This window comes from Sphingomonas faeni, from assembly GCF_040407505.1.
Taxonomy (GTDB): domain Bacteria; phylum Pseudomonadota; class Alphaproteobacteria; order Sphingomonadales; family Sphingomonadaceae; genus Sphingomonas; species Sphingomonas faeni_E.
This window is the reverse complement of the sequence record NZ_JAPZPQ010000002.1, coordinates 339,639-363,466: the sequence shown is the minus strand read 5'-3', so window position 1 is coordinate 363,466 and position 23,828 is coordinate 339,639. Positions and strand designations below refer to the sequence as shown.

23 protein-coding genes and 1 tRNA gene are annotated in these 23,828 nt (G+C 66.1%); 11 read left to right on the top strand and 13 right to left on the bottom strand.

Annotated features, from left to right (window positions below):
- Positions 1–14: 14 nt before the first annotated feature.
- Together O6X71_RS08255 and O6X71_RS08250 are read right to left on the bottom strand one after the other, a co-directional pair.
- Positions 15–1,304 carry a thiamine pyrophosphate-dependent enzyme gene (locus O6X71_RS08255; protein ID WP_353465870.1) on the bottom strand — a complete coding sequence of 430 codons (1,290 nt, stop codon included), beginning with the start codon at positions 1,302–1,304 and terminating at the stop codon, positions 15–17.
- 139 nt (positions 1,305–1,443) lie between these two features.
- Positions 1,444–2,463, bottom strand: coding sequence for a fumarylacetoacetate hydrolase family protein (locus tag O6X71_RS08250; RefSeq protein WP_136188511.1), 1,020 nt, complete (start codon positions 2,461–2,463; stop codon positions 1,444–1,446).
- 151 nt (positions 2,464–2,614) lie between these two features.
- Here O6X71_RS08250 and O6X71_RS08245 point away from each other — a divergent pair, with 151 nt between their 5' ends.
- The 4 genes from O6X71_RS08245 to O6X71_RS08230 all read left to right on the top strand — a co-directional run bounded on the left by O6X71_RS08245 (position 2,615) and on the right by O6X71_RS08230 (position 5,744).
- Entirely contained in the window at positions 2,615–2,845 is a 231-nt protein-coding gene (locus O6X71_RS08245; RefSeq protein ID WP_120300568.1) for a DUF6894 family protein, read from the top strand.
- A gap of 177 nt (positions 2,846–3,022) precedes the next feature.
- Positions 3,023–3,757 (top strand): Crp/Fnr family transcriptional regulator, encoded by a 735-nt coding sequence (locus tag O6X71_RS08240; protein ID WP_235518982.1) that lies wholly within the window; start codon positions 3,023–3,025, stop codon positions 3,755–3,757.
- A 226-nt stretch (positions 3,758–3,983) separates the two neighbouring features.
- A complete protein-coding gene (locus O6X71_RS08235; RefSeq protein ID WP_353465404.1) occupies positions 3,984–5,420 on the top strand; it encodes a DEAD/DEAH box helicase in 1,437 nt (478 codons plus the stop codon).
- Positions 5,421–5,477: 57 nt separating this feature from the next.
- A complete protein-coding gene (locus O6X71_RS08230; protein ID WP_093399082.1) occupies positions 5,478–5,744 on the top strand; it encodes a hypothetical protein in 267 nt (88 codons plus the stop codon).
- A gap of 204 nt (positions 5,745–5,948) precedes the next feature.
- On the opposite strand, the gene O6X71_RS08225 is transcribed toward O6X71_RS08230, so the two are convergent.
- From O6X71_RS08225 to O6X71_RS08205, 5 genes are all read right to left on the bottom strand, one after another.
- Complete coding sequence (locus O6X71_RS08225) at positions 5,949–6,614, bottom strand: nitroreductase (RefSeq protein WP_353465403.1); 666 nt, start codon at positions 6,612–6,614, stop codon at positions 5,949–5,951.
- Between the two features lie 115 nt (positions 6,615–6,729).
- A complete protein-coding gene (hslU, locus tag O6X71_RS08220; RefSeq protein WP_353465402.1) occupies positions 6,730–8,025 on the bottom strand; it encodes an ATP-dependent protease ATPase subunit HslU in 1,296 nt (431 codons plus the stop codon).
- 130 nt (positions 8,026–8,155) lie between these two features.
- Complete coding sequence (gene hslV, locus O6X71_RS08215; RefSeq protein ID WP_056053053.1) at positions 8,156–8,698, bottom strand: ATP-dependent protease subunit HslV; 543 nt, start codon at positions 8,696–8,698, stop codon at positions 8,156–8,158.
- 312 nt (positions 8,699–9,010) lie between these two features.
- A complete protein-coding gene (locus O6X71_RS20960; RefSeq protein WP_435368468.1) occupies positions 9,011–9,391 on the bottom strand; it encodes a 3TM-type holin in 381 nt (126 codons plus the stop codon).
- The gene (locus O6X71_RS08205) at positions 9,333–9,869 is read right to left on the bottom strand and encodes a glycoside hydrolase family 108 protein (protein WP_353465401.1); all 537 of its coding nucleotides are present in this window, start codon (positions 9,867–9,869) and stop codon (positions 9,333–9,335) included. The genes O6X71_RS20960 and O6X71_RS08205 overlap by 59 nt, the downstream gene beginning before the upstream one ends.
- Before the next feature lie 526 nt (positions 9,870–10,395).
- On the opposite strand from O6X71_RS08205, the gene O6X71_RS08200 reads away from it, so the two are divergent.
- Positions 10,396–12,678, top strand: a complete 2,283-nt coding sequence (locus O6X71_RS08200) for an NADP-dependent malic enzyme (protein ID WP_353465400.1) — start codon at positions 10,396–10,398, stop codon at positions 12,676–12,678.
- 206 nt (positions 12,679–12,884) lie between these two features.
- Here the strand turns inward: O6X71_RS08200 and O6X71_RS08195 are convergent.
- Positions 12,885–12,961, bottom strand: a tRNA-Pro gene (locus O6X71_RS08195).
- Between the two features lie 93 nt (positions 12,962–13,054).
- On the bottom strand, positions 13,055–13,363 hold the full coding sequence (locus O6X71_RS08190; RefSeq protein WP_353465399.1) for a putative quinol monooxygenase: 309 nt from the start codon (positions 13,361–13,363) through the stop codon (positions 13,055–13,057).
- Positions 13,364–13,533: 170 nt separating this feature from the next.
- On the opposite strand from O6X71_RS08190, the gene yajC reads away from it, so the two are divergent.
- From yajC to O6X71_RS08170, 4 genes are read left to right on the top strand one after another with little or no spacing between them, the layout of a single operon-like run.
- A complete protein-coding gene (yajC, locus tag O6X71_RS08185) occupies positions 13,534–13,878 on the top strand; it encodes a preprotein translocase subunit YajC (RefSeq protein ID WP_056066746.1) in 345 nt (114 codons plus the stop codon).
- On the top strand, positions 13,878–15,482 hold the full coding sequence (gene secD, locus O6X71_RS08180; protein WP_353465398.1) for a protein translocase subunit SecD: 1,605 nt from the start codon (positions 13,878–13,880) through the stop codon (positions 15,480–15,482). Before yajC ends, secD begins: the two co-directional genes overlap by 1 nt.
- A gap of 14 nt (positions 15,483–15,496) precedes the next feature.
- On the top strand, positions 15,497–16,462 hold the full coding sequence (gene secF, locus O6X71_RS08175) for a protein translocase subunit SecF (protein WP_056489900.1): 966 nt from the start codon (positions 15,497–15,499) through the stop codon (positions 16,460–16,462).
- Positions 16,463–16,837, top strand: a complete 375-nt coding sequence (locus O6X71_RS08170; RefSeq protein WP_353465397.1) for an Mth938-like domain-containing protein — start codon at positions 16,463–16,465, stop codon at positions 16,835–16,837.
- Between the two features lie 139 nt (positions 16,838–16,976).
- Here O6X71_RS08170 and O6X71_RS08165 read toward each other — a convergent pair whose 3' ends face one another.
- Positions 16,977–18,152 carry a glycosyltransferase gene (locus O6X71_RS08165; protein ID WP_353465396.1) on the bottom strand — a complete coding sequence of 392 codons (1,176 nt, stop codon included), beginning with the start codon at positions 18,150–18,152 and terminating at the stop codon, positions 16,977–16,979.
- 281 nt (positions 18,153–18,433) lie between these two features.
- Positions 18,434–19,258: a class I mannose-6-phosphate isomerase gene (locus O6X71_RS08160; protein ID WP_056066728.1), complete on the bottom strand. Its 825-nt coding sequence runs from the start codon at positions 19,256–19,258 to the stop codon at positions 18,434–18,436.
- Between the two features lie 169 nt (positions 19,259–19,427).
- Here O6X71_RS08160 and O6X71_RS08155 point away from each other — a divergent pair, with 169 nt between their 5' ends.
- Both O6X71_RS08155 and recN read left to right on the top strand, forming a co-directional pair.
- The gene (locus O6X71_RS08155) at positions 19,428–20,402 is read left to right on the top strand and encodes an outer membrane protein assembly factor BamD (RefSeq protein ID WP_353465394.1); all 975 of its coding nucleotides are present in this window, start codon (positions 19,428–19,430) and stop codon (positions 20,400–20,402) included.
- Between the two features lie 63 nt (positions 20,403–20,465).
- Entirely contained in the window at positions 20,466–22,130 is a 1,665-nt protein-coding gene (recN, locus tag O6X71_RS08150) for a DNA repair protein RecN (protein ID WP_353465393.1), read from the top strand.
- Between the two features lie 135 nt (positions 22,131–22,265).
- Here the strand turns inward: recN and O6X71_RS08145 are convergent, their stop codons facing one another.
- Both O6X71_RS08145 and O6X71_RS08140 read right to left on the bottom strand, forming a co-directional pair.
- Positions 22,266–22,610 (bottom strand): hypothetical protein, encoded by a 345-nt coding sequence (locus O6X71_RS08145; protein ID WP_353465392.1) that lies wholly within the window; start codon positions 22,608–22,610, stop codon positions 22,266–22,268.
- Between the two features lie 133 nt (positions 22,611–22,743).
- On the bottom strand, positions 22,744–23,715 hold the full coding sequence (locus O6X71_RS08140) for an SDR family oxidoreductase (protein WP_353465391.1): 972 nt from the start codon (positions 23,713–23,715) through the stop codon (positions 22,744–22,746).
- Positions 23,716–23,828: the final 113 nt, after the last annotated feature.

Here is a 23,828-nt window from a genome sequence, read left to right as displayed (position 1 = left end):
CTCGATCATGTCGCTCATGCCTTGCGATCCCATGGACGGCCGCTGGCCGTTTCCTCGTCGAGCATCTGCTGACGCTGCTCCTTCAGATGCCACGGCAGTTCCTCGAACACGCCGTCGAACAGCGATTCGAGCGGCTGGTGGAGGCCGTGGCCGAGGATGCCGTTCTTCTCGGCTTCCTTCTGCGCGGCCTTGACCTGCTCGGCGAGTTCCTTGTCCTGTGCTGCGTGGCGCTCCTCGTCCCATTCGCCGATCGCGATGAGGTGATCCTTGAGGCGCTTGATCGGGTCGCCGAGCGGCCAGGCGTTGGGTTCGCCTTCGCTGCGGTACTGGCCGGGATCGTCGGAGGTCGAATGGCCTTCCGCGCGGTAGGTAAAGTGCTCGATCAGCGTCGGGCCCTGGTTGGTGCGTGCCCTCTCGGCGGCCCATTCGGTCGCGGCGTAGACCGCCAGCGCGTCATTGCCGTCCACCCGGAGCCCGGCGATGCCGTAGCCGACCGCGCGCGCTGCAAACGTCGTCGCCTCGGCACCGGCGAACCCGGAGAAGCTGGAGATCGCCCACTGGTTGTTGACGACGTTGAAGATCACCGGCGCGCGGTAGACCGCGGCGAAGGTGCAGGCGGAGTGGAAGTCGCCCTCGGCGGTCGAGCCCTCGCCGCACCAGGTCGCGGCGATCCGCGTGTCGCCCTTGGCGGCGGACGCCATCGCCCAGCCGACTGCCTGGGGATACTGCGTCGTGAGGTTGCCCGAAATCGAGAAGAACCCGGCTTCCTTGACCGAATACATGATCGGCAGCTGCTTGCCGCCGAGCCGGTCCGCGGTGTTCGAATAGATCTGGTTCATCATGTCGACGAGGCTCCAGCCCCGGGCGATCAACAGCCCCTGCTGGCGGTACGAGGGGAAGCACATGTCCTCGTAATCGAGCGCGTAGGCCGCGGCGACCGCGACCGCTTCCTCGCCGAGCGCCTTCATGTAGAAGCTGGTCTTGCCCTGGCGCTGTGCGCGGAACATGCGCTCGTCGAACGCGCGGAGCAGCGCCATGCTGCGCAACATGCGGCGCATCACCTCGGGCGAGAGCTTGGGATCCCAAGGGCCGACCGCGTTGCCGTCGTCGTCGAGCACGCGGACCAATGTGTAGGCGAGATCGATGAAGTCGGACGCCTTGTCCGCGGTGTCGGGGCGTCGTGCCTTGCCGGCGGGCGGCACGTCGACTTCGGCGAAGTCCACCGCGTCGCCGGGGCGGAACTTCGGCTCGGGGATATGCAGCGTAAGTGGCTGCAAATTGGCGCGCGGATGCTCGCTTGCCATCGTCATTCCATCTCCATGAGGCCGCTGTGACCGCGGAACACTCTTACCGAGGCTTGTTATTAAATTTCAACGCAGATTGCGAGGGGGAGTTGCGCATTCACGATGTGCCGCGCGGATTTTTCTCCCCCTCGGCAGAAAATCAGCCGCCGACGGTCTGTTCGATCACGCCGAAGATCGGATGGCGCTTGTCGTCTTCCGCCCAGATGCGGACGACGTCGCCCTGCTTGAGGAACGGCGTGACGGGCTTGCCGCCCTGGATCGTCTCGATCGTCCGCACTTCGGCGAGACAGGAATAGCCGACGCCGCCCTCGGCAACCGACTTGCCGGGGCCACCATCGGGGCCGCGGTTCGAGACTGTGCCGGAGCCGACGATCGTCCCCGCGCCGAGCTTCCGGGTCTTGGCGGCGTGGGCGACGAGCGTGCCGAAATCGAACGTCATGTCCTCGCCCGCCTCGGCGCGACCGAGCGGCTGGCCGTTGAGGTCGACCATCAGCTTGCGGTGCAGCTTGCCGTCCTTCCACCAGTCGCCAAGCGAGTCGGGGGTGACGAAGACCGGTGAAAACGCGCTGGCCGGCTTCGACTGGAAGAAGCCGAAGCCCTTGCCGAGTTCGCCGGGAATCAGGTTGCGCAGCGAGACATCGTTAGTCAGCCCGACCAGCAGGATCGCCGCCAGCGCCTCGTCGCGACTCGCGCCGAGCGGCACGTCGCCGGTGACGACGACGACCTCGCCCTCCATGTCGCAGCCCCAAGACTCGTCGGCGAGCGGGATCGGATCGCGCGGGCCCAGGAACCCGTCCGAGCCGCCCTGGTACATCAGCGGATCGTGCCAGAAGCTGTCGGGCATTTCCGCGGCTCGCGCCTGTCGTACGAGCGCAACATGATTCACGTATGCTGAGCCATCCGCCCATTGATACGCCCGTGGCAGCGGCGACTCGGCATCATGCTCGTGGAAGCGGCGCATCGGGATCATCTCGTGCTCGAGATCGGTCGACAAATTCTTGAGGTCGATCGAAAGCCGGTCCCAGTCGTCGAGCGCGGCCTGCAGCGTCGGCGCGATGTGGCTCGCATCGGCATACCAGGCGAGGTCGTTGGAGACGACCACAAGCTTGCCGTCTCGTCCACGGGTGGTGTCGGGATGCTTCAGGCTGGCCAGTTTCATGGGGCGGATCCTCTATATGTTTGTAGGCATCCTACGCCCGTGACGGAGTTCAAGTCGAGCATGCAGCGTGCAGCAAACCTGATTTTGGTAAGAGCGGAGCCAATGTCGACCTGATAGGTTCGAACTTACGTAACGGTCGAGGAAGGTGAGCATGCCCAGATACTTCTTCGATATCGACAACCATAAACACGTGAACGACGACGACGGCACAAATCTGGCGGACGACGAGGAAGCACGCGTCCAGGCGGTAATCTTCGCAGGCGATTATCTCAGCGATCATCCGGCAATCGCACGCGACGGCGCTCGGTTCAGCGTCGCTGTACGGAACGAGGCGGGTAGCGTTCTGCTCACGGTCACGGTGACGATCGACGAAACGAGCTAGCCGAACGGCTGGCCTCGTTTTTCGCCACGGTCCCGGCAATCGGGCGCATAAATGTCATAACATGGGTTTTGTCGGCTCGGTCAATCCTGGGATAAGGTGCGTATTGTTGCAACGCGCTATTCCAGAGAGGGTGACAGCGAGAAACGAGTGCTCCTGCACTGGATGCGGAGAGTGCACGTGGATATCTCCACCGTGACTGAGAAGGTGTTACGGAAGTTCGAATCGCGGATGGCGATGGGTGCGGACGATCGTGCGCAGATCGCCGCGTTGCCGTTCAAGGTCCGGACGATCGATGCGTCGACCTATATGCTGCGCGAAGGCCAGCGTCCGACGCGCTGCGCTTTCATTCTCGAGGGCCTGGCCTATCGGCAGAAGCTGACGCCGAACGGCGAGCGTGAGATCGTGTCGATCCTGATGCCGGGCGAGTTCGTCGATCTGCAGAACCTGTTCCTCGATGAATCCGATCATGACATCCAGGCGCTGACCCGCCTGACACTAGCGGAAGTACCGATCGCGGCGCTGCGGCTCTTCATCGAGGCGTGCCCGGCGGCGGGCCAGGCCTTGTGGATCGACGCGCTGGTCGAGTCGTCGATTCACCGCGAGTGGCTGCTGAATGTTGGGCGGCGCAATGCGCGGAGCCGGCTGGCGCATCTGCTGTGTGAATTTTCGGTGCGGTTCCAGAAATCGACGCTCGCCGATGCGATGGCGTATGAGTTGCCGATGACGCAGGAGCAGTTGGGCGATGCGCTTGGGCTCACCCCCGTACACGTCAATCGCGTGCTGAAATCGCTCGAGACCGACGGCCTGATCGCGCGCAAGAAGCGCCAGGTGAGCGTGATCGACTGGCCCCGCCTGCGCGATGCCGCCGAGTTCAACGAGCGCTATCTGCACCTGGGTCAGATCCGCCGCTGACCCCGCCCTGGGTGCAAAAAGGGGCCGAAGGTTGACTTTTCGACCGTGATACGCCAGATGGCCGCTATCGAGGCGTAATGCAGCGTGATTGGACCCTAGCCGGTCTTAGCTCCGCCTCGGTCGTTTCCAACGGGCTTCCCTTTTCACGCGGGGTGTCAAAACACCACCGCCCCTCGCGCGTCCTTGTGTGGATTCGCGAGCCCGGCATCTATTTGAGAGACTATTCATGTCATTTGCAAACCTCGGCCTCGCCGAGCCGCTCGTCCGTGCGCTCGAAGCCAAGGGCTATACCGAGCCGACGCCGATCCAGGCCCAGTCGATCCCGATCCTGCTCGAAGGTGGCGATCTGCTCGGCATCGCGCAGACCGGCACCGGCAAGACCGCGGCGTTCGTGCTGCCGTCGATCCAGCGCCTGACCGAAACCCAGAAGCGCGTCCTGCCGACGCATTGCCGCATGCTGGTGCTCGCGCCGACGCGCGAACTCGCCAGCCAGATCGCCGACAGCGCCCGCGCCTACGGCCAGTTCAGCAAGATGTCGGTGACGACCGTGTTCGGCGGCACCAGCATCAACAAGAACCGCCAGGACCTGAGCCGCGGCGTCGACATCCTCGTCGCCACGCCGGGCCGCCTGATCGACCTGATCGAGCAGGGCTTCTGCAACCTGTCGATGATCGAGATCCTCGTGCTCGACGAAGCCGACCAGATGATGGACCTCGGCTTCATCCACGCGCTGAAGAAGATCGTCCGCATGCTGCCGAAGAAGCGCCAGACTTTGTTCTTCTCGGCGACGATGCCGGTTGCGATCCGTGAGCTCGCCTCGCAGTTCCTGCTCGACCCGAAGACCGTTTCGGTGAAGCCGGCCGCGACGACCGCCGAGCGCGTCGACCAGTATGTCACCTTCTGCAACCAGTCGGAGAAGCAGGCGCTGCTGACGATCACGCTGGCCGATCCTGCGATCGACCGTGCGCTCGTCTTCACGCGCACCAAGCATGGCGCCGACCGCGTCGTGAAGCTGCTCGCCGGCAACGGCATCGCGTCGAACGCGATCCACGGCAACAAGAGCCAGGGCCAGCGCGAGCGGGCACTCGGCGAGTTCAAGCAGGGCAAGGTCAAGGTCCTGATTGCGACCGACATCGCCGCACGCGGCATCGACGTCTCGGGCGTCAGCCACGTCATCAACTTCGAACTGCCGAACGTCGCCGAGCAGTATGTCCACCGCATCGGCCGTACCGCGCGTGCGGGCGCCAGCGGCATCGCCGTCGCGTTCTGCGCGGATGACGAGAAGGCGTACCTGCGCGACATCGAGCGGATCACCCGCCAGAAGGTCCAGGTCCGGTCGCTGCCGGACGATTTCGTCAACCTGTCGAACCAGATCAAGCAGACGCGCGTGAAGACGATGGGTGCCGACCCCGAGGTCCGGATCGACCGTCCGCGCGATCCGGCACGTCCGCGCGCGACGCATTCGCCTAGGGCGACCGGTACGACCGGTCGCAACTATGCGGGTGCTAGCCGTGGTGGCCAGGGTGGCGGCGGTCAGGGCGGCGGCGGCGGTCGTCCCCAGGGCGGTGGTCGTCCTGGTGGTCAGGGCGGCGGTGGCCGTCCGGCTGGCGGCGGTGGTGGCCGTGGTCCGAGCCGCGGCGCGGGGCCGAGCTCGGCACGCTAAGGAGCATTCGTTCGCCTCGCGGGTTTGGTATAGACCGGTCCCGCGAGGAGAATGCTCATGGACGTTTCCACTACACCTGTCGCCGAACGCGTCGCGCGCGTGCTGGCGGGACAGCGGATCAGCGCGAATGCCGGCGGCGATGCCGAGTCGGCGTCGCGGCTGATCGACGATGCGTGGGCGGACTATCTGCCGGATGCGCTGGCGGTGCTGAAGACGTTGCGCGAGCCGGACAAGGCGATGGCGGCGGCGGGCGATCCTGCGGTCTGGGAAGCGATGATCCTCGCGGGGATCAAGGGTGCCAAGCCTCAGACGGTGATCCTGTAATTTTTGTTTCCCCGCGAAGGCGGGGACCCAGTCTGGGCACCCGCCTTCGCGGGTGAACATTGCCGCATACGCCACCACCCCGGCGGAGGCCGGGGCCCAATTGGCAAGGCCGACGTGACGAGGCGCTTCGCTCTGTTGCCACCGTCACCCAATGGGCCCCGGCCTTCGCCGGGGTGGTTTTTTGGTTAGCGTGGATGGCCTAAATCAGCCGATCGTCCTCAGCCATTCCGCTTCGTCTGCGCGCTCGGTACGTAGCGCATTGGCCGGCGCCGTCTTGTCCTCATACCCGATCGCCATGCCGCAAAAGAGCATGCGGTCTTCGGGCATGTCCAAGACCCGCCCGACCGTTTCCGGATACATCGCCCAGCATTCCTGCGGGCAGGTGGCGAGGCCGGCGTCTACCGCGAGCAGCATCAGGTTTTGCAGGTACATGCCGAGGTCCGACCATTGCGGCGGGCCCATGCAGCGATCGACTGTGCAGAAATACGCGGCGGGGGCGCCGAAGAACTGGAAGTTGCGGGCGAACCACTCCCGGCGGGCGGGCTTGTCGTCGCGGGGGATGCCGAGGTGGGCGTACATCGCTTCGCCGACGGCGTAGCGGCGGTCTCGGTAGGGGGCGGCGAGGTCGCGAGGGTAGACGTCGTAGGCGGGGGTTTCGGTTGCGCCGGTGGTGATCTTTTGCGCCATCGTCGCTTTGAGTCGGACCAGAGGTTCGCCTTGGACGATGGCGATGTGCCAGGGTTGGAGGTTGCCGCCGGTTGCGGCTCGGGACGCTTTTATCGCGAGGTCGCGGAGGAGTTCGGGATCGACCGGGGTTTCGAGGAAGCCGCGGACGGATCGGCGAGCGGCTATGGCTTCGGCTACGTCCATGGTTTCTCCTAAACACCTCCACTCCGTTCGCCCTGAGCGAAGTCGAAGGGCATGAGACTCAGGTGCTTCGACTTCGCTCAGCACGAACGGGGGGTGGTGGCCCCCCGCCCTATGATCAGAGCACGAAGCGGCTCAGGTCGGTGTTGCGCGCGATTTCCTTCAGCTGGCTGTCGACGTACGCGCCGTCGATGACGAGGTTCGAGCCGCCGCGGTCTTCGGCGTTGTAGCTTACCTCCTCGAGCAGCTTTTCCATCACCGTCTGCAAGCGCCGTGCACCGATGTTCTCGATCTCCGAATTCACCTCGGCGGCGATGCGCGCGATCGCGGCGATGCCGTCTTCGGTGAATTCGATGCCGACGCCTTCGGTGGCGATCAGTGCCTTGTATTGCAGCGGTAGCGACGCCTTGGTGTCCGACAGGATCGCGACGAAATCGGCTTCGGTGAGGCCCTTCAACTCGACGCGGATCGGCAGGCGGCCCTGGAGTTCGGGGAGCAGGTCGCTCGGCTTGGCGACGTGGAACGCGCCCGATGCGATGAAAAGGATGTGGTCGGTCTTCATCGGGCCGTATTTGGTCGCGACGGTCGTGCCCTCGATCAGGGGCAGCAGGTCGCGCTGGACGCCTTCGCGGCTGATCGAACCGCCGCGGCCATCGGAGACCGCGATCTTGTCGATCTCGTCGAGGAAGACGATGCCGTTGGCCTCCGCGTCGGCCAAGGCCGCGCGGCTGACCTCATCCTGGTCGAGACGCTTGTCGGCCTCTTCCTCGACGAGCTTGTCCCACGCCGCGTGGACGGTGAGTTTCCGCCGCTTCAGCTGCTGGCCGCCGCCGAACGACTTCATCATCTCGCCAAAGTTGATCATCTGCGGCGCGCCGCCGGGGATTTCGAACGGCGTGGTCGGCGCCTGCTCGACCTCGATCTCGACTTCGGCGTTATTGAGATGGCCGTCGAGGAAGCGCTGCTTGAAGCTCTCGCGCGTCGCTTCACTCGCGTTCTTGCCGGTGAGCGCGTCGAGCAGGCGCGACATCGCAGCCTCTTCCGCCTTGTCCTTGACGGCGACGCGACGCCGTTCCTTTTCGAGGCGGATGGCTTCCTCGACGAGATCACGGGCGATCTGTTCGACGTCGCGACCGACATAGCCGACTTCGGTGAACTTGGTCGCCTCGACCTTCACGAACGGCGCGTCGGCGAGCTTGGCCAGACGGCGGCTGATCTCGGTCTTGCCGCAGCCGGTCGGTCCGATCATCAGGATGTTCTTGGGGGTGACCTCGTCGCGGAGGTCTTCGCTGAGCTGCTGACGGCGCCAGCGGTTGCGCATCGCGACGGCGACCGCGCGTTTCGCGGCGGCCTGACCGATGATGTGGGCGTCGAGCGCGGCGACGATGGCCTTCGGGGTGAGTTGGTCGTTCATTCTGATCTCGCTCCCCGCCCGCTTGCGGGAGGGGTTGGGGGTGGGCTCGCGCTTCCCTCGAAGGTTGGCGCTGGAGGTGAGCGGGCGCCCACCCCCTGCCCCCTCCCGCTTGCGGGAGGGGGAGAAGGAATTACGTCGTGCTGTCCATCGTTTCGACGGTGAGGCGGTCGTTGGTGTAGACGCAGAGTTCGGACGCGATGTGCATCGCCTTGCGGCACAACACTTCGGCGTCGGTCTCGTATTCTACCAGCGCTCGGGCGGCGGCGAGCGCGTAGTTGCCGCCGGAGCCGATCGCGGCGACGCCGTTTTCGGGTTCGAGGACATCGCCGTTGCCGGTGAGGATCAGCGTCACGTCCTTGTCGGCGACGATCATCATCGCTTCGAGGTTGCGGAGGAACTTGTCGGTGCGCCAGTCCTTGGCAAGCTCGACCGCGGCGCGGAGGAGCTGGCCCTGGTGCGCTTCGAGTTTGCGTTCGAGGCGTTCGAACAAGGTGAACGCGTCGGCGGTCGCGCCGGCGAATCCGCCGATGACGCTGCCGTCACCTAGGCGGCGAACTTTACGCGCGTTGGGTTTCATGACGGTCTGGCCCATCGAGACCTGGCCGTCGCCGATCACGACGACCTTGCCGCCGCGGCGGACCGAGAGGATCGTGGTGCCGTGCCATGTCGGCATGGCGTGGGGGTCGTTGCTCATGGCAGCGATGTAGGGTTTGGTTTTGGGGGTGCAACGCCCCTGCCCGAACGCGCGCCGTTCGTGTCGGCGGACATCCCGTTCGTGTCGTCCATCCCACTTCCGTTCGTCCCGAGTAGCGATCGAGCTTGTCGAGAGCGCGTATCGAGGGATTGAGGTTGCGCGTGTCACCTGTACCTCGATACGCGCCCTCGATACGCCCAAGGGGGCTACTCGGTCGCTACTCGGCACGAACGGTTGGGGGGCGGTAAGGCGCGCGCCGTAAGGAGGGGGAGTGGCGGCAAGGGGTGCACATCATCGGCCCTTCCCCCATTCCCGCGCCACCGTGTAGCCGAGATAGCCGGTGCCGAAGAGCGCGTACAGCGGTTCGGGGATCGCGTTCAAGTACGCGGACATACCGGCGGCGATCGCCTGCGCCATGTTCGGGCGGACGGCGGCGATCAGGCCTGCGGGGATCGCGCCGAGGAGAAATGTGTACATCACGTAGAGGAAGGTCGGCCGGGCTCGGGTGATCCAGGGGTCTGGTGCTGGATCAAGGGGTTGCGGGGTCATTGGCTGTCTCCGGGAATCTGGAAGTACACAAAGTTCACACGCTGGGAGCGTTTTCGCAGGGGGCTCAGACGCGGTTCGCGAGCCAGCCGTAGAGGAAGGCTTCGTTGGCGGGACGGGTCTCAGCTAGCGCGACGTAGCGTTCGCCTTGCAGGGCCTCGATCGCTTTCAGGAGCACGGTTTCGCCGCCGGGTTTGCGGCGGGCGAGGAAGGCTTCGAGCGCGGTGAGGGTCGCGGGGCCGATGCGGCCGTCGAGGGTCATGTCGGGGTAGTCGGTGGCGCCTCGGTTGAGCGCGTTGAGCGCGCGTTGGAGGAAGGTGGCGGCGACCGCGGGGCCCATGTTGACGCCGGTGTCGAAGAGTTCTTCGGCGATCTTGGGGGCGCGGGTGGCGATCTGGTCGAAGGCCGGGCGGGTCCAGTAGAGGCGGTGGTAGATCGTTTCCGCCTGGTCGCGGGGGAAATTGCGCATGTCTCCGGGGTAGCCGTTGGTGCGGGCTACGCTTTCCGTGATGCCGTAGCGGGTGGGGCCGCCTCGGTCTGCGGGGTGGTTCGAGTAGCCGCCTTCGCGGTCGATGACGGCGTCGATGAGGTGGTCGATGGGCATGGCTGGCTCCCGGTTTTGTTGGCGGGAGCGAACCATATTGGTTCGCTGTAGGACAGGGGATTCTCAGTCGGTTGTGCTGGCTTCCGGTCTTTCTTGCTCCCCTCCTGGAAGGGAGGGGTTGGGGGTGGGTTGGCCTGCTTGGGTTCCGACGGGTTTGTATGCGGAAGCCGACCCACCCCCGGCCCCTCCCTTCCAGGGAGGGGAGGAGAAGTGCTTTCATCCTCTGCACCGCCCCGGCGGAGGCCGGGGTCCAATTGGGCGACGGTTGTAACGGAGGACGGCGCTTCGTTATGTCCGACGTTCCAATTGGGCCCCGGCCTTCGCCGGGGTGGTGCTTTGCTGGGATGGTGCTGTGGTGTGGGGCGCCGGGTCGCGGTCGCCCCGCCGCCCCGTACCCAAACCGACGCTACGTCCGCGCGGGGTTGGCGGATTGGTGTGCCTAAGGCTATGCGCTCCCTTGAACATTCGCCGCGGGCCTTGCCCGCGCCCACCCGGTCGCCGCCGCGGCCGACAGGTTAGGAAGACCATGGAAGACGATTTCCGCAAAGCCGCGCTCGATTATCATCGCTATCCCAAGCCCGGTAAGCTCTCGGTCGAGGCGACCAAGCGGATGGCGACGCAGCGCGATCTCGCGCTCGCCTACTCGCCGGGCGTCGCCGCTGCGTGCGAGGAAATCGCCGCCGATCCGGACAAGGCGCGCGACTATACCGCGCGGGGCAATCTGGTTGCCGTGATCACCAACGGCACCGCGGTGCTTGGGCTCGGTGCGATCGGTGCACTTGCGTCGAAGCCGGTGATGGAGGGCAAGGCGGTGCTCTTCAAGAAATTCGCCGGGATCGACTGTTTCGACATCGAGATCGACCAGCTTGATCCGCAGGCGTTCATCGAAGCGGTCCGCGTGCTCGAGCCGACGTTCGGCGGGATCAATCTCGAGGATATCAAGGCGCCCGAATGCTTCGAGATCGAGACGAAGCTGCGCGAACTGATGAACATCCCGGTGTTCCATGACGACCAGCACGGCACCGCGATCGTGTGTGCCGCCGCGGTCCGCAACGTGCTCGAACTGCGCGGCAAGCGGCTCGACCAGATGAAGCTGGTGACGTCGGGCGCAGGCGCGGCGGCGCTCGCGACGGTGGATCTGCTCGTGTCGATGGGGCTCAACCCCGAGAACGTCACGCTGACCGATATCGCCGGCGTCGTGCACAAGGATCGCGGCGACGTGATGCCGCCGAACATGGCGCGGTACGCGCGCACCACGAATGCGCGGACGCTGCCGGACGTGCTGGAGGGGGCGGACATCTTCCTCGGCCTGTCGGCGCCGCGCGTGCTGAAGCAGGAATGGCTGCATCTGCTCGCACCCGATCCGTTGATCCTGGCGCTGGCGAACCCCGAGCCGGAGATCCAGCCGGCGCTGGTGCATGCGACCCGGCCCGATGCGATCATCGCCACCGGCCGCTCGGATTTTCCGAACCAGGTCAACAACGTGCTGTGCTTCCCGTTCATCTTCCGCGGTGCGCTCGACGTCGGTGCGACCGAGATCAACGAGGCGATGAAGGTCGCGGCGGTCGATGCGATCGCGGCCCTGGCGCGTGCGACGGCTTCCGATGTGGTCGTCACCGCTTACGGCGGTGCGACGCCGGTGTTCGGGCCGACCTACATCATCCCGAAGCCGTTCGATCCGCGGCTGATCCTGCACGTCGCGCCGGCGGTGGCGAAGGCGGCGATGGAGTCGGGCGTGGCGACGCGGCCGATCGAGGATTTCGATGCGTATCTGCGCGATCTCGAAGTGTTCGTGTACCGCTCGGGCCAGCTGATGCGGCCGATCTTCGCGCGCGCCAAGCAGGCGGGGCGCTCGATCGCCTATGGCGAGGGCGAGGACGACCGCACGCTGCGCGCGGTGCAGACGGTGATCGACGAGGGTATCGGGCGGCCGGTGCTGATCGGGCGGCGCGAGGTGATCGCCGAGAAGATCCAGTCGAGCGGGTTGCGGATGGCGATCGGCACCGACGTCGAGGTGCTCGATCCGGGTACCGACCGCGAAGTGTTCGATCCGTTGCTCGCAGGGTATAACGCGTTGGTCGGCCGTCGCGGATCGCCGCCCGACAGTGCCGAGCGGGCGCTGCGGACTCGGCCTAGCGTGGCGGCGGCGATGCTGCTGCGCGAGGGTCGCGTCGACGCGGCCTTGTGCGGCGGGATCGGCGACTGGTGGACGCAGATGACCTATGTCATGCCGCTGATTCCGCGGATGCCGGGCGTCTCGCGGCTGTATGCGATGTCGGCGGTGATCCTGCGGACCGGCAGTCTTTTCTTCTGCGATACGCATGTGACGGTCGATCCGACCGCCGAGCAGATCGCCGAGATGACGCTGCTAGCGGCCGAGGCGGTGCGCGCGTTCGCGATCGAGCCGAAGGCGGCGTTGCTGTCGCATTCGAGCTTCGGTGCGTCGCGGTCGCCCTCCGCGCAGAAGATGCGCGCGGGGCATGCGTTGCTGAAGGAGTTCGCGCCGGAGTTCGAGTTCGACGGCGAGATGCACGGCGATGCGGCGCTGTCGGAGGCGCTGCGGCGGCGGTTGGTCGCGGACAGTCCTTTGACCGGGTCGGCGAATTTGCTGGTGATGCCGAACATCGATGCGGCGAACATCGCGGTGTCGCTGTTGTCGGCGTCGACCGAGTCGTTGCCGTTGGGCCCGATGCTGCTGGGGCTTGCTAAGCCGCTGCAGATGATGGTGCCGAGCGTGACCGCGCGGGGGATCGTTAACTTGAGCGCGGTTGCCGTCGGTCATGCGGCGACGGTGAGCGAGACGGCGTAAGATCACCGGACGGGGCCGCCATCAGAGTCGGCCCCATTCCAAGTTCAGTCATCCCCGCGCAGGCGGGGATCCATACGGGCTGGCGTTGCTGGTGACAGGCAACGTTCGAGTTTATGGGTCCCCGCCTCCGCGGGGATGACGACGAGTGTAACGGAATGCGCTCGCACAAGAGCTGCACGAGTTCACCGTTTATCGATGTAAGAAAATGGTCGGAGCGACAGGATTCGAACCTGCGACCCCCACACCCCCAGTGTGGTGCGCTACCAGGCTGCGCTACGCTCCGACCGAACGGGCCGCATAGCAGCCCGAGCCGCGCGCTCTACGCAGGGTCGGCGTGCGATGCAAGTCGCAACGCCGCTTGCCGGCGAAGATTGCCTCATTCGCCCATGAGCGTGCGCCAGAAGCTGCCGTCATACGCTTTCACGCTGACCTGCTCGACGGTGTACGCGCGCAGGGCGCGACCGAAGGCCTTCTGGTGTTCGGCCTGGCCGTGCGCGGCGATCGCCTCGGGACTCGCCCAGCGTTCGGAGATCCGGATCAGGTCGGGATCGACCAGGTCGAGTGCGAGATTGTAGAATTCGCAGCCGTCTTCCGCGGCGCAGGCGGCCATGTGCGCGATCAGCGTGTCGGCGATCTTCGCGCCCTCGCCTGCGGCCAGCTTGATATGTCCCATCACCAGAATCATTGCATCTCTCCTGTTTTGTGCCGGTTTCGTCGCAACTTCGTCGTAGTCTCTACACGAACCGTCCGCGCCTGCGTCAGTTGCACGCGACATCAAGCGATGATAGCGGGCGGACCAATGCGACCGGCCGCGCGGCGCGCGAACCGAGCCACCCTTCACAGATACGGAACTCCATGTTCATCTCACCAGCATACGCCCAGGCCGCAGACGGCGCCGCCACGACGGCGGGAGGCGGGATCGCCTCGTTCCTGAGCCTCGCGCCGCTCTTCCTCGTGTTCGTCGTGTTCTATTTCCTGATGATCCGTCCGCAGCAAAAGCGCATGAAGGCGCTGCAGGCGTCGGTCGCGGCGGTGAAGAAGAACGACAGCGTCGTCACCTCGGGCGGGATCCTGGGCAAGGTGACCAAGGTCGAGGATAATGTCGTCGAGGTCGAGATCGCGCCGAATGTCCGCGTGCGCGTCGTCAAGGCGACGCTGACCGACATCACCAGCCCGAACACGAAGCCGGCGAACGACTGATGCTCGACTTCCCGCGCTGGAAAATCGGGTCGATCATCGGGTTGCTTGCGGCATTGTGCCTGCTGGCGATCCCGAGCTTCCTCCCCGAGAGCACCACGAGCCAATGGGGGCGGATCCCGCATCCGCACATCAACCTGGGGCTCGATCTCGCCGGCGGCAGCTATCTGCTGCTCGAGGCGGATACCGCCGACCTCGCCGCGACGCGGATCGAGGCGATGCGCGACAGCGTCGCGGGGACGATGCGCAACGGGACGCCACGGATCGAGATCGGCGACATCTCCACGCGGGGTGGCCAGCTGACCTTCCTGCTGCGGGATCCTTCGCAGGTCGATGCGGCGCGTGAGCGCCTGCTGGCGATCACCGGCGGTGGCGCCGGGATGAGCGGCCAGCGCGAATGGGACATCAACGTCGTCGATACGAGCCGGTTCGTGCTCAAGCCGACCCAGGCCGGACTGACCCAGGCGGTCGACACCGCGATGAAGGACGCGACCGAAGTCGTCCGTCGTCGTATCGACGCGCTCGGCACCAAGGAGCCGACGATCGTTCGCCAGGGCGCGACGCGGATCGTTGTGCAGGTGCCTGGCCTGAAGAACCCGCAGGCGCTGAAGGAGCTGATCGGCAAGACCGCCAAGCTCGAGTTCAAGCTGGTCGACGAGACCGCGAACCCGGCCGATCTGGTCAAGGGTATCGCCCCGGTCGGCAGCCAGGTGCTGCCGTATCCGGGAAATCCGCGCGGCGTGCCGTTCATCGCGGTCAAGCGATCGGTGATCATTTCGGGCGACCAGCTCGCCGATGCGCGCCAGGAGTTCGAGTCGCAGACCAACGCGCCGCAGGTGGCGATCACGTTCGATGCGGTGGGTGGCCGTCGCTTCGCCAAGGTGACGACTGAGAACACCAACAAGCCGTTCGCGATCATCCTCGACAATTCGGTGATCTCCGCGCCGAACATCAACGAGCCGATCCTCGGCGGTCGTGCGTCGATCTCGGGCAACTTCACCGTCGAGTCGGCGAACGCACTGGCGATCTCGCTGCGGTCGGGCAAGCTGCCGGTCAATTTGAAGACCATCGCCGAGAGCACCGTCAGCCCCGATCTCGGCAAGGATTCGATCCGCGCCGGCGTGCTGGCGTCGATCGTCGCCGCGCTGCTCGTGATCGTGTTCATGTTCGTCACCTACGGCCGGTTCGGCCTGTATGCGAACCTCGCGGTGGTCATCAACATCCTCGTGATCGTCGCCGTCATGGCGATGCTGAACGCGACGCTGACGCTGCCCGGTATCGCCGGGTTCGTGCTGACGATCGGGACCGCGGTGGACGCCAACGTGCTGATCAACGAGCGTATTCGCGAGGAGCGGCGACGCGGGCGTAGCGTCGTCCAGTCGGTCGAGCTCGGCTACAAGGAGGCGAGCCGGACGATCTTCGAGGCCAACGTGACGCACGCCATCACCGGCGTGATCATGCTGCTGCTCGGCTCGGGCCCGGTGAAGGGCTTCGCGGTCGTGCTGCTGATCGGGATATGCACGTCGGTGTTCACCGCCGTCACGTTCACGCGGATGATGGTCGCGCTGTGGCTGCGGAAGAACCGCCCCACCACGATCAATATTTGAGGCGGGAGACAACAATGCGCCTGCTGAAACTCGTTCCCGACAACACGAACCTCAAGTTCGTCTCGCTCCGCAAATGGGCGTTCGGGCTGACCCTGCTACTGTCCCTGCTCGCGGTCGGGCTGGTCGTGACGAAGGGCCTCAACATGGGCGTCGACTTCGTCGGCGGCGTCCTGATCGAAGAAAAGTTCGCGACCCCGCCGTCGATCGACGCGGTCCGTACCGAAGTCGACCGGCTCGGCGTCGGCGAAGCCTCGATCCAGTCGTTCAGCGATCCGAAGACGCTGTCGATCCGCCTGCCCGTCCCCGCCGGCGACGAAGGCGCGACCAACCGCCTCGTCAAGAAGGTGTCGGACGACCTCGCGGTCAAGTTCCCCGGCGCGACCTTCTCGAAATACGATACGATCTCGGGCAAGGTCTCGGACGAGCTGATCAGCAAGGGTCTGCTCGCGGTCGGCCTCGCGATCCTTGGCATCGCGCTGTTCGCGGTGGTGCGGTTCGAGTGGCAGTTCGGCGTCTCGACCGTCGTCGCGATCGTCCACGATCTGTTGATGACGCTCGGCTTCTTCGCGCTGACGCAGTTCGAGTTCGACCTGAACATCGTCGCGGCGGTGCTGACGATCATCTCGTATTCGATCAACGACAAGATCGTGATCGACGACCGTATCCGCGAGAACATGCGTCGGTATCGGAAGATGGACATGCGCGAGATCATCGACCTGTCGGTGAACGAGACGCTGCCGCGGACCGTGATGACCTCGGTGACGATCCTGCTCGCGCTGGTCGCGATGCTGGTGCTCGGCGGCCACGTGCTGCGCGGGTTCACCGCGGCGATGATCCTGGGTATCGTCGTCGGGACCTATTCGTCGATCTACGTGTCGTCGTCGCTGCTGATCACGCTGGGGCTGCGGGCCGATCCTGCACCGCGCAAGGGCGGCGTGCAGGACGGCGCCGAGCGGGTTGGTCCGAAGGTCGAGCGCTAAATGAGGATGGACCGCGAGAAGACCGATGGGCCGATGATCTCGGCGATCGGTCGGGCCGGGTTCAAGGTCGACGACGGGTATTATACCGCGCTGCTGATCAGTCCTGAGCGTGCGGATGGCTGGGAGCCGCCGGCGTTCGAGGCGTTGGGCGAGGTGGATGTGGCGGCGTTGCTGGCGCTCGATCCGCCGCCGGAATTCCTGTTGTTGGGTACCGGGTCCGCGCTTCGTCAGCCGCCGCTTGCGTTCAAGAAGGCGGTCGAGGCTCGTGGGTTCGGGATCGAGGCTATGGACAGCCGTGCTGCTGCGCGGGCTTGGGCGGTTCTGCGTGGTGAGGGTCGCTGGATCGTGGCGGCGTTGTACCCGCTCGAGGGGTGATCTGAGACTGTTGATCCTCCCCCGCTAGGTGGAGGTGGCTGGCACTTGCCAGACGGAGGGGGAGGAAAGGTGAAACCGCCGTTCCGTGCCCTCCCCCTCCGTCACCTTCGGTGCCACCTCCCCCTTACGGGGGAGGATTCTAAATTCGGTGTTCCGCGGCTAGCGTTGCCAAATGCTCGTAGAGCGCGGCGGTGTTGGCTTCCCAGGTGAAGCTGGCGACTGTGGCGCGTGTCGCCTGGGGCGCGGGCGGGTCGGCCAGGAGGGTTCGGATCGCGGCGGCGAACGCTAGTGGGTCACCGATCGTGACGCGGCCTGCTTCGGGGGATGTCACCACGTCATGCGCGCCGCCGGCGTCGGTGATGACGACCGGCGTGCCGCAGGCGAGCGATTCGACCCAGGCGTTGGCGAGGCCTTCGGACTCGGAGGCAAGCGCGCTGACATCGGCAGCGGCGATCAGCTTCGGGATTTCGGCGTGTGGCACGGCGCCGAGCAGGCGAACGCGGTCGACTATGCCGAGTCGTGCGATTTGCGCTTCCAGTGTCGCGCGCGCGGGGCCCTGTCCGGCGATCAGGAGCGTGACGCCGGGGAGCGCGGCGACCGCGTCGATGACGATGTCGTGGCCCTTGCGCGGGATCAACGCGCCGACCGAGACGACTAGCGGGCCCGCTACGCCGAGGGCCGCCTTGGCGGCGGCACGATCGACGTGATGGAAGCGGTCCTGGTCGACGCCGGTGTGGTGGACGCGGATGCGGTCGGCGGGCAGTCCCATCGCGACCATGTCGGCCTTCATCGCGGCGCTGACCGCGAGCATGCCCGCGGCGTTGCGGCCTGCGGCGCGGACTTGTGCGGCGGTGGCGGGTGCGTTGCCCCAGATGTGGATGTCGGAGCCGCGCGCCTTGATCGAGACGGGGACGCCGTAGCGCTTGCCGAGCGCGACCGCGGCGGGGCCGTCGGGGAAGAAGAACGAGGCGTCGATGACGTCGAACGCAAAGTCTTCGCGGATCGTGTCGAGGACGGGGATGAGCGCGCGCTGCAACGCTGCGGCGTGGTGACGACCCTGGAGGAACGGGCGGACGGTGAAGCGCGGACGGTGGAGGTCGATGCCTTTCCAGCGTTCGTGCGTCGGGAGCGTGGCGAGGGTCGCGTAGTGACCGAGGCGGCGGAGCGGGCCCGGGGGGAGGCCTATCGGTGCTACCGCTTGCAATGAAACGTCGGGATGCGCGGCGAGGCCGAGCGTCTGGCGTTCGACGAAGACGCCGAAATTGGGGCGGGTCGCATCCGGGAACAGGGTGGAGAAGGTTAGGATGCGGAGCATGGTCTGGGGGTTACAGGGGGCGGGTTAATGCGGGGTGAGTTTGGGGGTGTATCAGCCTCGATACCACCCCGGCGGAGGCCGGGGCCCAATTGGGAGACGTTGCTAACGAAGGACAGCCCGCCGTTATTGTCACCTTTCCAATTGGGCCCCGGCCTTCGCCGGGGTGGTGGTGGTTGGGGTGGCGTTTACCCTCGACCACTATGTTTCCCCGCGAAGGCGGGGACCCAGACTGGGCTCGCGCCTTCGCGGGAGAACAAGGAGGCGGGAGGTGAAGGTGTTGCTCAGATTCGCTTCGCGAGCGGATACGCGAACAGCACGTCTGCGTCGGCACTCGTCGAGACCGTTTCGCTGCCGGTCATCGTCGCACACTCACCGGCCTTGAACGCGACGCCTGCGACATCGCCCGAGCCGGTGATCGGGATCACCCAGCCGGTCGTGCCTTCGGGCAGGTTGACGACGTGGTCGCCGCCCTTCCAGCGCTCGAGCACGAACTTGGGGCCCTCGACCATGATCGTGCGGCCGGTCTCGACTTCGATCGGCGGCGCGACGGGGACGTAGGGCGTGGGGTCGGCGACTTCGATGCCGTCCTTGAGGTGAAGTTCGCGGTCGCTGCCGTAATCGTAGAGGCGGTAGGTGGTCTCGGAGTTCTGCTGGACCTCGATCACCGTCAGGCCGCCGCCGATCGCGTGGATCGTGTCCGACGCGCAATACATGAAGTCGCCCGGCTTGACCGGCTTCCAGTCGAGCTTGTCCTCGATCGTGCCGTCGATCGCCGACTGCCGGAGTTCGTCCTTCGAGATCGGCTGCTTCGTGCCGACCGCGATCGTCGAGGTCGGCTCGGCGGCGAGGACCGTCCAGCACTCGTCCTTGCCGCGCGGCAGGCCGCGGGCGTGCGCCTGTTCGTCGTTGGGATGAACCTGAACCGACAGCTTCTCGCTCGTGAACAGATATTTGATCAGCAGGTCGGGGGTGGTGTTGCCGGGCTCCTGGAACCAGACTTCGCCGATCGGCGGCGTACCGGGGGCGGCATCCTCGAAACCGGGCCAGAGCGTGTCGCGACCCCAGGGCTTCTCGACGCGGTGGGTATGCAGCAGGGTGGCGGGCATGGGATATCCTCGACTGGAATGACGGGTCGGCAACGCACGACTATTGCCGTGTGATCCGGCTCACGGAAAGCCCCCATGGTCGGCAACCGCGGGGCCGCGTTTCGGGCGCCGAACGGGGGTGGCGAAAGGGATTGTTCGCGAAGCCCCGCATACGCTAAGGACAACGCCGATGCGTATCCCCCAGTCCCTTCCGAGCATGTCGCGTGCCTTTGCTGTCACGCTCATTGCAGCGCTTGCGCTCCCCATGGCCGGTTGTGCGGGTCGTTCCGCCAAGGGCGACCTTCCTTACGTCGCGCGCGACGTGGGCACGCTGTACTCTACCGCCAAGGCGCGGCTCGACCAGGGGCGCTACAAGGAGGCGGCACAGCTGTTCGACGAGGTCGAGCGCCAGCACCCCTATTCGATCTGGGCGCGTCGTGCGCAGATCATGTCGGCGTTCAGCTATTACCTCGCCAAGGATTACACCGCGTCGATCAGCTCGGCGCAGCGCTTCCTCGCGGTGCATCCGGGTAATCGCGACGCGCCCTACGCCTATTACCTGATCGCGCTCGGCTATTACGAGCAGATCACCGACGTGACTCGCGACCAGAAGATCACGCGCCAGGCGCTCGATTCGCTCGGCGAGTTGATGCGCCGCTATCCGAACACGCGCTATGCATCGGATGCGCGGCTGAAGATCGATCTGGTCAACGACCATCTCGCCGGCAAGGAGATGGAGATCGGGCGGTTCTACGAGACGCGCGGCCAGTGGCTTGCAGCGAACGGCCGGTTCCGCACCGTGATCGACAAGTTCCAGCAGACCACGCACACGCCCGAGGCGCTGATGCGGCTGACCGAAACGTATCTGCAGCTCGGCGTGCCGATCGAGGCCGAGAAGGCCGCTGCAGTGCTGGGTCGCAACTATCCGGGCACCGACTGGTACGATCATGCCTACAAGCTGATGCAGGACCATCCGGTAAAGCCGCTCGCACCGCTGGCGCCGGGTGAAGTTCCCGTGCCGACCGGTACGGCAGGCGCGCCCGCGACCGGGCCGATCGAGATTCCCAAGGTCAAGGGTGACTCCGGCGGCACCGGCTCCGGCAGCGTTGCGACGCCTGCACCGGTCGGCCCGGGCAGCGCGACGCGGACGACGCCTGGGACCTGAGCCCGACGAATACGAGAACAATTGGGGATCAACATCCCATGCGAATGGTTTAGGACGCGCGTGATGTTGACAGACCTTTCCATTCGCGACGTGGTGCTGATCGAGGCGCTGGATCTGGGATTCGGCGAGGGACTCGGCGTGCTGACCGGCGAGACCGGGGCGGGTAAGTCGATCCTGCTCGATGCGCTGGGGCTGGCGCTGGGCGGGCGCGGCGATAGCGGGCTGGTGCGGCATGGCGCTACGCAGGCGGTGGTGACCGCGACGTTCGATGCCCCTGCCCCCGAGTCGCCGCTCGCGATGTTGTTCGATGAGAACGGGCTGGAGATCGAGCACGGCGAGCCGCTGATCGTGAAGCGGATCGTCAAGGCGGATGGAGGCAGTCGCGGGTTCATCAACGACCAGCCGGCGTCGGCGGGTCTGCTGCGCGAGATGGCGCCGCATCTGGTCGAGATCCACGGGCAGCATGACGAGCGCGGGCTGCTGAATGCGCGCGGGCACCGGGCGTTGCTGGATATTTTCGGGCGGACCGAGCCTGGGGCTACGGGCAAGGCGTATGCGGGTTTTCGTGCTGCCGAGGCCGAACTGGCCGCCGCCCGCGCGGATATCGAGACGGCGGCGCGGGATCGCGAGTGGCTCGAGCATACGGTTGCCGAACTGACCGCGCTGGCGCCTGTCGCGGGCGAGGAGGAGACGCTGGCGGATACGCGGCGGTCGATGCAACGCGCGGAGAAGATTGCGGACGATCTCGCCGCGATCGACGATTTCCTCGAGGGCAAGGACGGCGGGATGGCGAAGCTGCGCCAGGCCGCGCGCGTGCTGGAGCGGATCGCGGAGGACCATGTTGCGCTCGGCAATGCGTTGGCGGCGGTCGATCGCGCGGTGATCGAGGCGTCGGTTGCGGAGGAAAGCCTGCGCGATGCGCGGGCCGAGATGGCGTATGATCCGCGGGCGCTGGAGGACGACGAGGCGCGGTTGTTCGAGCTTCGGGCGATGGCGCGCAAACACCGCGTGCAGCCGGACGACCTTGCGGCGCTGGCAGACGAGATGCGCGCGCGGCTGGAGCGGCTGGATGCGGGCGAAGGCGGGATCGCGGTGATCGAGGCGCGTTTGGTGGCGGCGCGGAAGGCGTTTGATACGGCGTCCGATGCTCTGACGAAGCGGCGGCTGGCGGCGGCGAAACGCCTCGACGTGGCGGTGGCGGGTGAGTTGGCGCCGTTGAAGCTGGATGCGGCTCGGTTCCAGACCGTCGTTGCGCCGCTGGGTGAAGAGGGCTGGTCGGCGGCGGGCAAGGACCGCGTCGAGTTCGAGATCTCGACCAATCCGGGTGCGCCATTCGCCGCGCTGACCAAGATCGCGTCGGGCGGCGAGTTGTCGCGCTTTATCCTCGCGCTGAAGGTCGCGCTGGCGGAAGAGGGCGGCGCGTCGACGATGGTGTTCGACGAGATCGACCGCGGCGTCGGCGGCGCGGTGGCGAGCGCGATCGGCGAACGACTCGCGCGGCTGGCGCTGAGCACGCAGCTGCTGGTGGTGACGCACAGCCCGCAGGTCGCGGCGCGGGGGGCGAAGCACCTGTTGATCGCGAAAAGTAGCGACGGCACGGTCACGCGGACCGGCGTGCGGGCTTTGAGCGAGGAAGAGCGGCGGGAGGAGATCGCTCGGATGCTGTCGGGCGCGCAGATTACCGATGAGGCGCGGGCTCAGGCGGAGCGGTTGCTGGAGCGGGCCTGAGGTTTACGGCTCCAGGCTCGACTCGCGAAGCTAATACCGTTCCCCTGTAAAGGCGGGGGTCCAGGGTATCACCCGCAGCGACCATGGCCCTGGACTCCCGCGTTCGCAGGAGAACGGTGCAGCGAAGGGCTGACTTCAGGGCATCGCCTGCCGCGGGTGACCCAAATGGATCTTCAGCACCGGCACGACGATGTAATCGCCGCCGACTTTGCGGAGGCCGTGGAGCGCGCGACTGCCGAACGCGCCGTCTTCGTGGATCGCGGCGCGGACCGGCGCCTGCTCGGCGTGAATCATGTCGTCGAGGCCTGCCGCGCTGGCATCCGACCGTGGCCATAGGGGCTGCTGGACCCGGTCGTCGGCGGAGGAGTCGTCGTTCCAGTCGTAGCCGATCGCCGGGGCGGGCTCAGGCGTGACGTGCGTCTGCTGTGCTGCGGCTGGCGCCGTGCAGAGTAGGACTGACACTAGAGCTGCTATTTTCATCGCACCCTCCCCACTTCCGCCCCGGCGAAGGCCGGGGCTCAGTTGGGAAACGATAGTTGGTGAAGGCGGCGCCTTAATACAACGACCTTGCCAACTGGGCCCCGGCCTTCGCCGGGGTGGTGTTGGGGGAGAGTTACAAAACCCCGCTGCCGCCGGTCGCCGCAAAGGCGCTGCCGCTGGTGAAGCTCGTCGCCGTCTCCGCGAGCGTCACGAACAGCGACGCCAGTTCCGCCGGCTGACCCGCGCGACCCAGTGGCGTGTCCTGCCCGAACTCGCCCATCTTGCCCGGCAGCTGACCGCCCGCGACCTGGAGCGGCGTCCATACCGGGCCCGGCGCGATCATGTTGACGCGGATGCCCTTCTTGCCGAGCTGTTTCGCCAGCCCCTTGGTGAAGATCAGGATCGCGCCCTTGGTGGTCGCGTAGTCGAGCAGTTCCTCGCCCGGATCGACCGAGTTGACCGAGCCCGTGTTGATGATCGACGCACCCGGCTTCATCAGCGGGATCGCCGCCTTGCAAAGGTGGAACATCGCATAGACGTTGGTCTTCATCGTCCGGTCGAACTGCTCGAGGCTGATCTCGGCGATCGACGCCTTCGACTGCTGGTAGGCAGCGTTGTTGACCAGGATGTCGAGCCCGCCGAGTTCGCGTGCGGCGCGCGCGATAAGGTCGGTGCAGAATTTCGCATCGGTCAGGTCGCCGGGGATCAGCACGACTTTCCGCCCCTCGGCGCGGAGCAGCTTGGCGACGTCCTGCGCGTCGGGTTCCTCGGTCGGGTAATAGTTGATCGCGACGTCGGCGCCTTCGCGCGAGAAGGCGATCACCGCAGCGCGACCGATGCCCGAGTCGCCGCCGGTGACCAGCGCCTTGCGACCCTGGAGACGACCGGAACCACGGTAGCTGGTCTCGCCGCAATCGGGGACGGGGCGCATGTCGCGCTGAAGCGCGGGCCATTTCTGGCGCTGTTCCGGGAACGGCGTCGAGACGAAACGCGTCTGCGGATCGGCGAGCGCCGCCTGCCCTTGCGCGAAGGCAGGTGCGGCGGCGGCGGCGAGGCCGGTGACGGCGGCGCCCTTGAACAGGTCTCGGCGGCTGGTGTCGGTCATGATGGCGTGTCCTTGGGAAAAATTCTCTTGGGATGTCAGCGCGCAAGTCGGGCGAATGTTCACCGAGAGTTGATCCAGGTCTTGTCGAATGACGCCCCCCTCCCCTAACCCAA